Here is a 13,859-nt window from a genome sequence, read left to right as displayed (position 1 = left end):
TGAGGAGATTACATGAAAATTATAGATGCACATATTCATTTTTCAGACATCCAATCATTTCATCAAACGGCCAATGAGCTTTCATTGGTCGATTACTCATACAATGGCTATGTAAAAGAGTACAATGAAGCGAACGTCGTACTGAGTATTGCAATGGGGGTTACGGAAACGGATGAAATGGGCTTTCCAGATCATCATGCAGCAACTCCTATGGGAATTGATCTAGGTCACCGGATTCCTGATTCAGTCGTCTATTGTCCTGGGATAAATCCATACGACATGGATAGAGAAGCGATTAAGAGGCTAGAAACAGAAATACAAAAACCAAATGTAGTAGGTATTAAAATTTATTTAGGCTATTATCCTTTCTATGCCTATGATGAAGTATATGAGCCTGTCTATCGTTTAGCGGAAAAATACAGCCTTCCTGTTGTTTTCCATACGGGTGATACTTATTCAGAGAGAGGGCTTTTAAAGTACTCACATCCTCTTGCGATAGATGAAGTCGCGGTTAAGCATCGAAATGTCAATTTTATGATGGCTCATTTTGGAGATCCTTGGACATTAACAGGAGCAGAACTTATTTATAAAAATTCCAATGTGTATGCTGACTTATCTGGATTAATCGTTGGTACCGAGAGAGAGCTTAAAAAGCATAGTGAAGGCAGATTTTTAGATCATTTAAGACATGCGCTTGTCTATAGTAATTCCTATGACAAATTGCTTTTTGGGACAGATTGGCCGCTAGTTCCGGTAGAACCTTACATTAATTTTATTAAAAATTTGATACCAAAAGAGCGTCATGAAGATGTATTTTACAATAATGCTGTAAAAGTTTTTCCGAAAATTAAATCTTTTTTACGATAATTTATTAGAGGAGGCTGTAGCAATAAGACAGTCTCCTTTCATCTAAATGGAAGTTTTAAGTATACTCTCGTGTTAAAATAAAATTGAAATATTGATTAAGCCGCTTAAGACAAGCTAAGTCTTTCGCCGAAATGCCTTTGTGAATACCAAGTTTTTCATATGTAAAATAAATAGGGGGAAATATTTTTGACAAAAATAGCTTGGGTTACTGATAGTACTGCATATTTAGAGGAACAGATGATCAATCATCCCGATGTCTATACGATTCCAATCACAATATTACTTGATGGTGAAGAATTTTCTGAAGGTGTTAATTTAACCCCTTCGAATTTATACGAACGATTGAAAACACTAAGTAGTCCGCCGAAAACATCACAGCCATCCATTGGCGCATTCAAAGAATTATATGAGAGATTGGGAGAAACATATGATGTGATATTCTCTGTACATATTTCTAGTAAACTAAGCGGAACTGCTTCTTCGAGTGAACAAGCAGCACAGCTTGTAGACACTAAGGTAATCACGATTGATTCGAAAATACTAACGTACCCATTAACTCGTATTGTAAAAAAGGGAGTGGAATGGGCAGAATCGGGAATGGATATAGAAGAAATCAGATCTCGATTAAAAGCATTAAGTGATTCAAGTGAAACGTATGTTTTGATTGGAAGCCTAGAACAGCTTCATAGGAGCGGCCGAATGTCAGGAGTTCAATTTTTTCTGGGAAGCATGCTAAATATAAAACCAATTATTTCAATTGAAGATGGTGAATTATACGTAAAGGAAAAGGTAAGAAGTGAACGAAAGGCAAAGGATAAAATTTTTCAGTTATTAAGAAATGCACATATGCTAAAGCCATTAAAAGAAGCCTATATATTATACGGTCTACATGATACAGAAGCGATAAAATGGAAGGAAGAACTAGTTCAGTTTTTCCCAGAAATCGAGTTTCAAACGTATCCACTTGGAGCCGCTATTGGCGTTCACGCAGGAGAAAACACAATTGGAATCAACTGGTTTAATGGTTTAAATTGAATTGAAACATAGAGAATGGAGATCAGATGTGAAGACATTTGGTCTTTTTTTGATCGCTTCATAATAATGTTTCTAGCAAGAAAAGAATATTTTTAAATCAATATTTGTTGATTATGCAAATTACAATGTAAAGGATACTATGGTAAAAGATTACTAATAAATCAAAATATAATATAATAGAATATATGTTCTCTTTTTATAGAAAGGAAGCGTGTACGCATATGTTAAAGAATAATGTTCAAGAAGATGTTATTTCCTTAGATTTTTATAAACCAAGCCATAAATTTGAGTTAGAAAATTATTATTTGCCACAGGAGCAGCTAAAATTCACCTCTTTACCGATCGATGCAGTAAAAAAATGTGAATTAGAATCTGATCGATATCCTATCGTGATTCTTCATAATAATAAACCTGCCGGATTTTTTGTTCTTCATGGCTGGGAGGGAGTGAAAGAATATTGCGATAGTCAAGAGGCCATTCTGTTAAGAGCGTATTCGGTTCATTCTGATTTCCAAAGCCGAGGAATAGCTAAAGAGTCGCTGCTTTTACTGCCATTATTTGTGAGAAAACATTTTCCAAACAAGAATGAAATCATTTTAGCAGTAAATTATCAGAATAAAGCAGCTCAGCAAGTATATTTAAAGTGCGGTTTTGAGGATAAAGGAATTCGCGTAATGGGTAAAAAGGGAGAACTGTTTATTTTCCACATGGATGTATAACTGATAATTTCAGATGAGATAGGGAGCATCAATAATAATCGAGGATAATGTTAAATGTGATTAGGGTGGTTTATAGATACCAAAAAAATGATACTAAAGGTTTTCATTAATCGTTAAAAGGAGGCTCTATTATGCGTTCTAATTGGTCAAAATTTGCTTTGAAAATCTTATTGGCCCATAAGATTTGAAACAAAACTGAATTTATGAGAACAATGAAAAGGTCTGAAGGAAACCGAGTAACCAGGTTGTTTATGAAGGTAACCCCCAGCGATTGTTAAAAGGACATAATCGTGGAGCATCAATTAACTTTTTGCTTAACGCCATCCCTAACTTCAACTCCTACAGCAGATTTTTGATCAAAGACATAAAAGGAGTATATGATAATATTGCCGAATATTATGATAATCTTATAGAAAACTGATGAGGTGAAAATAAACTGCTGGAAAAAGATTGGACTGTAAAAGTCATTTATTAGTGTTGTAATACCGCCATTGCTGCTTGGCAATTAAGAATAATAGCAAATGAACTAGGAATGGCAGGAGATCCGTTTTGCTTCATATTATTTAAAGGAATATCCTTTTTCAGCTTTATCAATATTTTGATTTACTTTATTAAATCTAAAAAATGGGATGATTAATAAATTAAATTAATTTGAATGAAGGCTTATTATTAGATCATAAAAAAATAAGTTGTAAAGCATAATGAAGGAGAAGTATATGAATATAAAAATGAATTTTGAAAATTCAGAAGAATATGATGATCCTAAATTATATGATAAGGAAAATAGCTTTATAGACGAGCTGCCATTTTTATTGAAATGGGCTGATACATCAAACGAAGTTATGATTGAACTAGCCTGTGGAACAGGGCGGGTTACCATACCGATTGCGAGTAGAGGCTATAAACTAATTGGCGTTGATTTACATAAGGGCATGTTAGAGGAAGCAAAGAAGAAGGCATATAATCAAAATGTAAATATTACATGGGTCCAACAGGATTGTACTAAACTTTCATTAAAGATAACATGTGATTTAATCTTTATGGTTGGAAATTCATTTCAACATTTTCTTACGAATGATGCACAGGACAAGCTCTTATCATCAGTGAATAGACATTTAGAAATGGAAGGAATATTCATCTTTGATACAAGATATCCAAGTAAAGAAGAATTACTGCAGCCGAATACAGAGGAATATTGGAAAACCTATATCGATAATGAAAATGGAAATGCAGTAGATGTATACACAATTAGTAACTATGATTCACTTAATCAAATTCAGTACTATACAACAATCAGAAGAATGAAAAATAATCAAGGTATCGTTCTAGGAGAACAAAGTACAAATATTAGTTTGCGATATGTCTTTCCAAAAGAAATGGAACGAATTTTATCTAATAATGGATTTGAAATAATATCTATTTTTCAAGATTGGCAAGAGAATCCTATAACAGTTGATAGCTATGGGATGGTTTATGTATGTAAAAAAGTAAGATAATTCATTAGTCCAACAAAAATGAATAGAGATTACGACTCCTGATTTACAGATTTAGGAGGATTTTCGAAAATGACAAAGAAAAAGCAAACCCCTTCATCAGAAGTCGATCAAAAGAAGTTACTAAATGACAAAGTTGAAGCCCTTCGAAAAAACAATTTTGAGGATGAACATGTAAGGAAGGTTACATTAAGTGGTGGTCAAGGTCAATAACTATTGCAATAATAAAAAATGAAATTAGAAATCCAGTTAATATATACCAATTGTGGCTTTACTTCGAAATGAAGTGAAGTTTTTTTCTATTACTTTGTAACTAATTTGAAAGGGTCAATCCTTCTATCGGACTCTAATTCAGAAAAGAGAGATGAACCGGTCACGAAAGAAGCCTAATCGTAACCGAAAATGAGAGAAAGTCGACGAACCGGTCACGAAAGAAACCCAATCGTTACCGAGCAACAGAAAAAAGTCATCCACAGGTCACGACGACATCCTTGATGTTACTATTAATTGGAAAAAAATCTTAATTATTCTAATACATTAATATTACCGTATCTTTGCAATCATATCTTGTAACCCGTTCCTCATGCATGCCCCAATGTTTTATTCTTCTAAAAAGGATTCATTTGCCGAATAAATGAGCTTCACCCATAAGGTGAACTAAATTTTTATGGTACTAAGCTTTTCATGTTAAAATGGATTTTAAGTGTTGAAAGTAGGTGCGTAAGATGTTTGAAAATATTATTCAAAAAACAGAAGCTTTTGTTAAAAATGAACTAGGGTCAGATAGTACTGGGCATGATTGGTATCATATTGAACGAGTGAGAAAGAATGCATTATATATAGCGGAAATGGAAAAGAAAGGAGACCGTTTTATCATAGAAATGGCGGCCCTGCTTCATGATATTCCAGATGAAAAATTAAATTTATCAAAAGAAGCTGGCGAGAAAAAGCTATTAGAATTCTTATATTCTTTCGAGCTAGATCAAGAAGTTCTTAAAAAAATTATTGGAATTATTGAATCGATTTCATTTAAAGGCGGAAAGAAAACTCATTTAATGAGTATTGAAGCTGAAATCGTGCAGGATGCTGACAGAATTGATGCAATTGGAGCGATCGGAATTGCTAGGGTTTTTGCTTATGGAGGCAAAAAGGGGCAGGCATTATACGATCCTGATTTAAAAGTAAGAGAAGGAATGACTGAAGAAGAATACAGAAAAGGAAAATCCTCTTCGATTCATCATTTTTACGAAAAGCTTTTAAAGCTGAAGACGATGCTAAACACAGAAACGGCTAAAAAAATGGCTGAAAAACGTCATCAATTTCTGGAACAATTTCTGGAACAATTTTATCATGAATGGAACGGTCAATCATGAAGATGATATCAATCGAAAATGTGACGAAAACTTACGGGGAAAAGGAATTATTTAATGCTCTTTCCTTTACAATTTCTGAAAAAGATAGGGTTGGACTTATTGGAGTAAACGGAACTGGCAAGTCGTCCTTACTTAAGATAGTGGCTGGAGTTGATTTACCCGATTCTGGAGATATCGTAACTCCAAAGGATTATACCATTTCCTATTCCGAACAAGAGCCAGAATTAGATCCTGCAATGACTGTCCTAGCTCAAGTGTTTGCAGGGGATGCTCCAATTCTTGTATTGCTTAGAGAATATGAAAAGGTCCTTTTGGAATTAAATAATGATTCCAATAATACCGTTTTGCAAGAAAAGATTTTTGAACTGCAAAAGAAAATGGATGCGATGAATGCTTGGGAAGCAAACACAAATGCAAAATCTATTTTAACGAAGCTTGGAATTGAGGATTTCGAAAAGAAAATTGGTGAGCTTTCTGGAGGACAAAAGAAAAGGGTATCACTTGCTCAAAGCTTAATACAATCACCAGATTTGCTAATTCTTGATGAGCCGACAAACCATCTTGACTATGATTCTGTCAAATGGCTGGAAGAATATTTAGCCCGTTATCAAGGTGCGCTTTTCCTCGTTACCCATGACCGCTATTTCCTTGATCGGGTGACTAATAGAATATTTGAGCTGGACGGAGGAAAGCTGTACAGTTATAAAGGAAATTATGCGGCATTTTTGGAAGCAAAAGCGATCCGAGAAGAAAATGAAGCCGCTACGGTTGAAAAACAGAAAAATCTTTTTAGAAGAGAACTAGAATGGATTCGTAGAGGTGCAAAAGCTCGAACAACGAAGCAAAAGGCAAGAATTCAAAGATTTGAAAATCTTGATAATCAGCTAGCATCCGTAAAAACCTCGGAAAAGCTAGATATGTCATTAAACGGAAGCAGGCTAGGAAAACAAGTTTTTGAAATGAAATCTGCCTCTAAGAAATACGGAAATCAAGTGATCTTAAATTCTTTTGATTTACTTGTGAAGCCGGGTGATGGAATTGGCATTATCGGGAAAAACGGGACGGGAAAATCAACCCTTTTGAATATCCTTGCTGGAAAAATCCCTTTAGATTCTGGTGAAATCATTATCGGTCAGACTGTGAAAATCGCTTATTACACCCAAGAAAGCGAAGACATGGATGAGAATAAGCGAATGATTGAATATTTAAAGGAAACAGCACAGGTTGTTGAGACATCTGATGGAAAGACAATTTCTGCTGCGCAAATGCTTGAGCGATTTCTTTTTCCTCCTTATACCCATGGGACACCTATTCGAAAACTTTCAGGTGGGGAAAAACGCAGACTTTATTTATTGAAAATCTTAATGTCTGAGCCAAATGTGCTGCTACTAGACGAGCCAACGAATAATCTTGATACACAAACATTAACGGTTCTTGAAGATTATCTTGAAGATTTTCCTGGCGTTGTCATTACAGTATCCCATGATAGGTATTTTCTTGACAAAGTTGCCGATCAGCTTCTTGTTCTAAATGGGTACGGCCAAATCAATTCTTTTTTTGGCAACTACTCCGAATATCTTGAAAAGGAAAGTGAAAAGGTCTCTGTGCATGCAAAATCTGAAGCACAAGTACCGAAAGAACGTGAAAAGATAAAAAAGAAAAAATTGAGCTATAACGAACAAAGAGAATGGGATGGAATCGAAGATCAAATTGCAGCTGTAGAATCCAGATTAGAGGAAATATCTGATGAGATTGCCAACACAGGCAGCGATTTTGAGAAAGCTCAGAAACTAATGGAAGAGGAAGCACAATTAAATGAACAGTTAGAGCATTTGATTGAGCGCTGGACTTACCTTTCCGAGCTAGTAGAATAAAAAGAAACGTTAGAAATGCTTCAAATTCCTTCTCTTTCACTACAATATGATAAAATAGTTTTAGTTACTAAGCTGATGATAGTGTAAAGGGTGAATATACCGTGAGAATAAAATCAATTGAACCAACTCCAAGTCCGAATACAATGAAGGTTATTTTGGATGAAGAGCTTCCAATGGGAAAGAGCAATAATTATAAAATGGATAAAAGTGAAGATGCGCCAAAGGTAATTCAAGATATCCTAAATATAGATGGGGTTAAAGGTGTTTATCATGTAGCCGACTTTTTAGCTGTAGAAAGGAATGCTAAATATGACTGGAAGGACATCTTGCCTCAAGTGAGAATGGCTTTTGGGGAAAATACTGATGAGGATAATGAAAACCGCTCCAAGGTGAGTGAACATTTTGGTGAAATCAAAGTTTTTCTTCAAAAATATAAAGCTATACCCATGCAAGTAAAGCTTACGGATGGAACAGAAGAGAGGCGTTTTGGACTGCCTGTTGCTTTCATGAAAGCATTATCAGAAGCGCAGGACAAAGCGGATAATGTTGTATTAGAACGTAAATGGGTTGAGGTTGGCGTTCGTTATGGTGATTTCGAACAAGTCGGTCAAGATGTTATCGAAGAACTCATAGCTGCATATCCCGAGGATCGCCTGCAAAAGCTTGTTGATCAGGCGAAGAACCCTGAAAAAGTTCAGCAAAATCTAGCGCATAAGCGAATAAAAGTTGAACTTGATGATTTAAATAACCCAGATTGGCGTATTCGCTATCAAAAATTAGAACAAATGAATGATCCGACGATTGAAGATCTACCAGTTTTAGAAAAAGCGCTGCATGATGAAAAGGCTTCAATAAGAAGACTTACAACTGTTTATCTTGGCATGATTGAAGACCTTAAAGTTCTTCCACTTCTATATTTGGCCCTTAAAGACAAAACAGTAACCGTTAGAAGAACAGCTGGAGACTGTTTATCAGATTTAGGTTTCAAGAAAGCCATGCCATACATGATAGAAGCCTTGAAGGATGATAGCAAGCTTGTCCGTTGGCGTGCTGCGATGTTCCTTTATGAAGTGGGCGATGAGGCTGCATTGTCTGCACTTAAAGAAGCTGAAAATGATCCAGAATTTGAGGTTAGCCTGCAAATAAAACTTGCGATTGAAAGAATTGAACAAGGTGAAGAAGCAAAAGGGTCCGTTTGGAAGCAAATGACTGAATCAAGAAAAAAATGAATACTAATAATTAACTCATTGATTTTTGCTAGTAAGGCATAGAATATAGTATGCTATCTTTGCAAATGATTTACGGGAGGCGAACTGATATGTCAATGGCATATGAAGAATATATGAAGCAAATGGTTAAACCGATGAGACAGGAACTCGTTCAAGCTGGCTTTAATGAATTGTTGAGTTCTGATGAGGTAGATCAATTTATGGAAAGCGTAGAAGGGACTACACTTGTCGTTATTAACTCTGTCTGCGGCTGTGCGGCTGGCTTAGCACGACCTGCGGCAACCCAAGCAGTATTAAGAACGGATAAGAAGCCTAATCATTTAGTAACAGTGTTTGCAGGACAAGAAAAAGAAGCAACAGCAAAAATGAGAGAATACTTTGAAGGCTATGAACCATCTTCCCCTTCTATGGCATTATTAAAAGGTAAAGAAGTAGTACACTTTATCCATCGTCATGATATTGAAGATCATTCGATGGAAGCGATCATGGAAAATTTGCTTGCCGCATTTGATGCTAATTGCTAATAATGATAGAGAAGGAGAAGGATATCGTATGATGTCCTTTTCTTTATATAAATAATAAATTACAGGTGAACGAAATGATCATTACAACAGCAGGTAGAACAAATGAAACAATGACTGCTCAAGCAATCAAAATCTCGAAGGAATTAAATAGCCGTTTTATCGAAAGAAGAAAGCGAGCAATTGAAAATATTCAAGAACTAGAAGAGGATGATTGTATAGTCGTAGGGAAAGAAAGGCTTGAACTATATCCTTATCTTGAGAAGAATCCGTTCTTTTTTCATCCGAACTCCGCTATGTTCCGTATAAAACGAATTTCTAAAGACGAACATGATCCATTTATTGAAGCCTCATGTCTTCAATCAGGAAAAACTCTGCTTGATTGTACATTGGGACTTGCATCAGATAGTATTGTAGCAAGCTTCGTCGTAGGAAAAGAGGGGAATGTAACAGGGGTTGAAGGAAATCCTTTTATTTCCTATATGGTAGAAAAGGGTCTAGTATCATGGGATTCCGGAATCCCGGCCATGAACGAGGCGATGGGAAGAATAAGAGTAATAAATGGACTCTCTTTATCCTATTTAAAGGATCTTCCTGATAAATGCTTTGATTGTGTTTATTTTGACCCGATGTTTGAAGAACAAATTCTTGAATCTGATGGTATAAAGGCATTGAGCCGATTTGCTGTTTATGAGGACATAACTCATGAATTAATAGAAGAGGCACTAAGAGTCGCAAAGGAACGTGTAGTTTTAAAAGACTATTACCGGAGTTCAAGATTTGGAATGTATAATTTTGAAGTGATGATACGGAAAACAGCTAAGTTTCATTTCGGTGTTATTAAGAAATAATATGACCCAAAGCGGAAAAAAAAGGGTATTTGTACCAATATTCTTCTTTGCTTTGGGTTATGTTAGCTAATAGGAAAGTTTAAGTTTATTAACGTACTAAAGTAAAGTGTGTTTTCAAGTAAATATCTGCTAAGTAAGATCGCATAAGAAAAACTAAGACATTCGCCAAAAAGGACTTGGCGAACGCCAAGTTTTTCTAATAAAAATAAAATTATAGTTTAGCAAGTCTTTTCTTTTAATCAGCAATGGAAAGATATACAAAATAGCCAAGCATAATAAAGGAAATAATTACAAAGACAACATTCCAATCCACCAATATTACCCCTTTCAAATGATCTTTATTAAGATATATGGATATTTTATCTTACTATTCTCAAAAATTAAAAGATCTATTCAAACAACTGAAAATAGTGAATTAAAAAATAGGTCTTTTTTATTATCTATTTATTTTTATAAAAAAAAACGAAACCATTTTTCCATTTTTCCGTAATAGAAAGTATAATAGAATAATAGCATTGATAGCGTATATAGTGAGGGAAGTATGATGAAGATATCTATGGCAGACAGAATGAATTCTTTTCAGGAGAGTATATTCTCTGAGTTATCCTATTATAAAAAACTAAAGCTTTCTGCAGGTGAAGAAGTAGTCGATTTAAGTGTTGGAAGTCCTGATACACCTCCACCTGCAATAGTAGCTGAAACGATTTCTGAATTATCGCTAAACCCTAATTTATACGGCTATTCATTAAAAGGAACTGATGAATTTCATCAAGCAGTTAGTTCCTATTATGCTCGAAGCTTTGGGGTAAAGCTCAACCAGGCAGAAGAAATATTACTTTTAATGGGGTCTCAGGATGGATTAGTTCATTTACCAATGGTACTGTGTAATCCTGGGGATTATGTGCTAGTTCCGGATCCAGGATATACGGCGTATGAAACCGGTATACATATGGCTGGAGCTTGTTTATTTCCATTGCCATTAAAATCAGAGAAACAATTTCTTCCTGATTTTTCAGAAATCCCAGAGGAAATTTCTAAAAAGGCAAAATTAATGATATTAAATTTTCCTGGTAATCCTGTTCCTGCAATGGGAACGAAAGCATTTTTTGAAGAAGCAATAGAGTTTGCGAGAAAAAATAATATTGTTATTTTACATGATTTTGCCTATTCTGAGCTGTACTACGAAGAAAGACCCATCAGCTTTTTATCTATTGAAGGAGCCATGGAAGTTGGAATCGAAATGAATTCCTTATCAAAAAGCTTTAACATGGCCGGATGTCGAATAGCTTATGCTGCAGGAAATCCTACTATCATTTCGATGCTCTCAAAATTCAAAACGAATATTGATTATGGAGTATTTTTTCCAATACAAACAGCAGCCGCTAAGGCATTAACAAAGGAATCTGATTTTTTAAATGACTTGCGTGCTATTTATAAGAGCAGAAGGGATGTTCTTGTAGAAGGGCTGCAAGAAATTGGCTGGCAGGTGAGCTTGCCTAAGGCCTCTATGTTTATATGGGCAGAAATTCCTCAAGGATTTTCCTCGAAAAGTTTTGCGATTGAATTAATTAAGAAAGCGAATGTGGTTGTTACACCTGGAAATGCATTCGGGTCTTGGGGAGAAGGCTTTGTCCGAATTGCACTCGTCCAGTCTGAGGAAAAATTGAAAAAAGCAATCTTCAATATAGAGAAGTCAGGGATATTAAAGTCAATAGTTAAAAAGTAGTAGAAGGAGGGATGTTACATGCCAAAATGGCTTCGACAATCATTTGTCGTTATGGTTTCCATTTTGACATTTGGTTTAGTTACACCTTCACAAGCTTTTCTATATGATCATTCAAATGCAGAGAAGTCCTCAAAAAGGGATATTATAGAAACCCCTACAGATAATAAGGCAGAAATAAAGAATTTATCTTCAATTTCTGAAGATGATGGATATACTAGTAAAGATGATTTTATTAAACAAATGTTGTATGAAGCAGAAATACAATCATTTACAAAGTTTGGGTCTAAAATAAAACCTGTTATTGAAAATGAGTTTTCAGAGGTGATTTTCCCAAATATTGAAAAGGCGATCCAAATGGTTGCTTCACAGCATCCTGAAGATCAATTAGCTTATTTAACTGTTTCTGAAAGTCCAAAAGGAGGAAATTCAGAAAAAATATTTCATATCACAAATGAATTAACAAACGAGGATATCATTCGTTTTCATGTAAGAAGAGATCATCCACCACAGCAAGGTTATTGGTTTAATTTCCATTATCATACTCACCATGATCAATTTCAGGCACACCACGAGCTCGGCACGATTTATTGGGATAAAAATACTCCGCCAAAGTGGATGAGTTAATTGAAACAGAAGAAATTTTTTTAGATAATCGTGAAACCTTTTTCAAGAAACATCGTAGATAATAAGTAATCTATTAAATGGAGGCTAAAGAATATGGCAATCAGTTTATCAAAAGGTCAAAAAGTAGATTTAACAAAAACTAATCCTGGTTTATCTAAAGTAATAGTAGGATTAGGCTGGGATGTTAATAAATATGATGGTGGACATGATTTTGATTTAGATTCTTCTGTTTTCCTACTCGGGGATAATGGAAAAGTTACATCAGATATTGACTTCGTTTTCTATAACAACACAAATGGCGGAAATGGTTCCGTGGTACATACAGGAGACAACCGTACAGGTGAAGGAGAAGGAGATGACGAGCAAGTAAAAATTAACTTAGCGAATGTTCCTTCTAATATTCAGCGAATTACTTTCACAATAACTATTCACGAAGGTGAAGCACGTAATCAAAACTTTGGCCAAGTTTCAAATGCCTATGCCCGCATTATAAGTGAAGATACTGGTGAGGAGCTTATTCGCTATGATTTAGGAGAAGACTTCTCAATTGAAACCGCACTTGTTGTTGGTGAACTCTATAGACACAATGGAGAATGGAAATTTAGTGCCAATGGTAGTGGATATCAAGGCGGTTTAGCTGCATTAGCAAAAGATTTTGGGTTGCAGGTTGGATAATAGAATAAAGTCGTTTGACTTTTTGTTTCAAGCACATAATAAAAGACACGTATTTTCAGGAGGAACATACACGAATGACTATTATTGAAGGTATTATAAATACCTATGCCCAATTTTTTGATTGGGATATGTGGGTAACAGTTTTAACAGATCCAGTAAGCTGGGGATTAATTGGGACACTTGTAATAATGGAAGGACTTTTATCAGCGGATAATGCCCTGGTCCTTGCAGTTATGGTTAAACATTTGCCAGAAAAACAGCGCAAGAAAGCACTGTTCTACGGTTTGCTTGGAGCATATATATTCCGTTTTATTGCGATTGGTGTCGGAGTATATTTAATTAAATTATGGTGGGTTAAGGTTTTAGGTGCTGGTTACCTAGCATGGCTTTCAATTAAATATTTCATGGATAAGAAAAAGGAAGCTGATGCTGAGGAAGAAGAAGCTGAAGGAATTAATAAAGGTGGCTTATTAATTCGCCTTTTCGGTACTTTCTGGGGAACTATAGCAGCTGTAGAGCTTATGGATATTGCATTTTCCGTTGATAGTGTATTAGCAGCCTTTGGTATCAGTGAGGAAGTTTGGGTCTTGTTATTGGGAGGAATGATAGGCGTCTTGATGATGCGTGGAGTTGCCGGTGTTTTCTTAAAGCTAATCGATAGAGTTCCTGAGCTTGAAACTTCTGCGTATATTCTTATTCTAATCATCGCTGTTAAAATGCTATTAGGTGTAATCGGAATCGAAATCGAACCTATTTATTTCTTCATCATATTACTTGTTACTTTTGCAGCAACTTTCGTTGTTCACTTTATGAATAAGAAGAAAGAAGCTGCTGGTGAATAAAGAGAACGATCAAATTAAATGATTTTTTAC

General features: G+C 35.2%; 14 protein-coding genes. All 14 read left to right on the top strand.

Going from position 1 to position 13,859, the window contains the following annotated elements; genetic code table 11:
* Positions 1–12: 12 nt before the first annotated feature.
* The 14 genes from KHA94_RS12190 to KHA94_RS12125 all read left to right on the top strand — a co-directional run bounded on the left by KHA94_RS12190 (position 13) and on the right by KHA94_RS12125 (position 13,829).
* Positions 13–867 (top strand): amidohydrolase family protein, encoded by an 855-nt coding sequence (locus KHA94_RS12190; protein ID WP_213102418.1) that lies wholly within the window; start codon positions 13–15, stop codon positions 865–867.
* A 186-nt stretch (positions 868–1,053) separates the two neighbouring features.
* Positions 1,054–1,902 (top strand): DegV family protein, encoded by an 849-nt coding sequence (locus tag KHA94_RS12185; protein WP_213102417.1) that lies wholly within the window; start codon positions 1,054–1,056, stop codon positions 1,900–1,902.
* Between the two features lie 221 nt (positions 1,903–2,123).
* On the top strand, positions 2,124–2,621 hold the full coding sequence (locus tag KHA94_RS12180) for a GNAT family N-acetyltransferase (protein WP_213102416.1): 498 nt from the start codon (positions 2,124–2,126) through the stop codon (positions 2,619–2,621).
* Between the two features lie 716 nt (positions 2,622–3,337).
* A complete protein-coding gene (locus KHA94_RS12175) occupies positions 3,338–4,117 on the top strand; it encodes a class I SAM-dependent methyltransferase (protein WP_420828160.1) in 780 nt (259 codons plus the stop codon).
* Between the two features lie 69 nt (positions 4,118–4,186).
* Positions 4,187–4,327 carry a hypothetical protein gene (locus KHA94_RS12170; protein WP_213102415.1) on the top strand — a complete coding sequence of 47 codons (141 nt, stop codon included), beginning with the start codon at positions 4,187–4,189 and terminating at the stop codon, positions 4,325–4,327.
* 512 nt (positions 4,328–4,839) lie between these two features.
* Positions 4,840–5,487 (top strand): HD domain-containing protein, encoded by a 648-nt coding sequence (locus tag KHA94_RS12165; RefSeq protein WP_213102414.1) that lies wholly within the window; start codon positions 4,840–4,842, stop codon positions 5,485–5,487.
* Positions 5,484–7,361, top strand: a complete 1,878-nt coding sequence (locus KHA94_RS12160; RefSeq protein WP_213102413.1) for an ABC-F family ATP-binding cassette domain-containing protein — start codon at positions 5,484–5,486, stop codon at positions 7,359–7,361. The genes KHA94_RS12165 and KHA94_RS12160 overlap by 4 nt, the downstream gene beginning before the upstream one ends.
* 101 nt (positions 7,362–7,462) lie before the next feature.
* Positions 7,463–8,590 carry a virulence factor gene (locus KHA94_RS12155; RefSeq protein ID WP_213102412.1) on the top strand — a complete coding sequence of 376 codons (1,128 nt, stop codon included), beginning with the start codon at positions 7,463–7,465 and terminating at the stop codon, positions 8,588–8,590.
* An 89-nt stretch (positions 8,591–8,679) separates the two neighbouring features.
* Positions 8,680–9,114 (top strand): BrxA/BrxB family bacilliredoxin, encoded by a 435-nt coding sequence (locus KHA94_RS12150; RefSeq protein ID WP_213102411.1) that lies wholly within the window; start codon positions 8,680–8,682, stop codon positions 9,112–9,114.
* A 74-nt stretch (positions 9,115–9,188) separates the two neighbouring features.
* Positions 9,189–9,962 (top strand): class I SAM-dependent methyltransferase, encoded by a 774-nt coding sequence (locus KHA94_RS12145; protein WP_213102410.1) that lies wholly within the window; start codon positions 9,189–9,191, stop codon positions 9,960–9,962.
* Positions 9,963–10,506: 544 nt separating this feature from the next.
* Positions 10,507–11,688 (top strand): LL-diaminopimelate aminotransferase, encoded by a 1,182-nt coding sequence (locus KHA94_RS12140; RefSeq protein ID WP_213103227.1) that lies wholly within the window; start codon positions 10,507–10,509, stop codon positions 11,686–11,688.
* 18 nt (positions 11,689–11,706) lie between these two features.
* Positions 11,707–12,312, top strand: a complete 606-nt coding sequence (locus tag KHA94_RS12135; RefSeq protein ID WP_213102409.1) for a YpjP family protein — start codon at positions 11,707–11,709, stop codon at positions 12,310–12,312.
* Between the two features lie 93 nt (positions 12,313–12,405).
* Positions 12,406–12,987, top strand: a complete 582-nt coding sequence (locus KHA94_RS12130; RefSeq protein WP_213102408.1) for a TerD family protein — start codon at positions 12,406–12,408, stop codon at positions 12,985–12,987.
* 74 nt (positions 12,988–13,061) lie between these two features.
* The gene (locus tag KHA94_RS12125) at positions 13,062–13,829 is read left to right on the top strand and encodes a TerC family protein (RefSeq protein WP_213102407.1); all 768 of its coding nucleotides are present in this window, start codon (positions 13,062–13,064) and stop codon (positions 13,827–13,829) included.
* The last annotated feature ends 30 nt before the right edge of the window (positions 13,830–13,859 follow it).

The sequence above is a fragment of the Cytobacillus citreus genome (assembly GCF_018343665.1).
Classification (GTDB): domain Bacteria; phylum Bacillota; class Bacilli; order Bacillales; family Cytobacillaceae; genus Cytobacillus; species Cytobacillus citreus.
The sequence above is the reverse complement of the archived record's forward strand: the minus strand, read 5'-3'. Positions and strand labels throughout refer to the sequence as shown.